The organism is Acetobacter lambici, assembly GCF_011516885.1.
GTDB classification, from domain to species: domain Bacteria; phylum Pseudomonadota; class Alphaproteobacteria; order Acetobacterales; family Acetobacteraceae; genus Acetobacter; species Acetobacter lambici.
The window spans coordinates 1-547 of record NZ_WOTD01000183.1; the positions used below are offsets into that span (position 1 = coordinate 1).

Annotated in this window: 1 protein-coding gene; it reads right to left on the reverse strand. The window is 57.4% G+C overall.

The genetic code is table 11. The annotated features are described in order from the left end of the window. Nucleotides 1-151: 151 nt before the first annotated feature. Nucleotides 152-547, reverse strand: a 396-nt coding sequence (locus tag GOB86_RS15775) for a transposase (RefSeq protein WP_048851407.1), incomplete at its 5' end; no start/stop codon positions are given.

Below are 547 nucleotides of genomic sequence, written 5' to 3' on the forward strand. Positions count from 1 at the left end.
ATTTTGTAGAATTCAGTCATCCCACAGGAGCCCGATCTGGAATATTGACGATATTCTGCTTCTGGCGGCGGGTTCTGAACGCAGTGAGGGTGTCACGGCCTGAGAAGGCAGTGTTGGTGGAAGCTATGTGGTCTGTGCACTGTCTGTTTCTTCAGATGGCCTGCCGGAGCCTTCGCAATCGTGCATGAGCGAGGGCGAATTCATGCTGACAGGGGAACATGTCCGGCATGGACAGGACAATCCGACGGACGCTGAGCGTTACACGTGTCGCGATTTTGAGCAGTCGTGCGCGTATGGTGCCACAGGTCGCCGTCTCCAGGCTGGTCTGGCCAAGGGCCAGTCTTTGCAGAGCGGTCAGCAGGACATAGGCAGCGGCCGAGAACCACAGCCGGAGCTGGTTGGCCCGGATGGTGTGGGACGAGGTCCTGTCTGAGAACAGATCCATCTGGCATTCCTTGATGCGGTTTTCCATATCCCCGCGTGCGCAGTAAATCTGTTCGTAGAGATGGCGGGGGTCGGACATTCCCTGCGGTAGCGTGGTGACAAT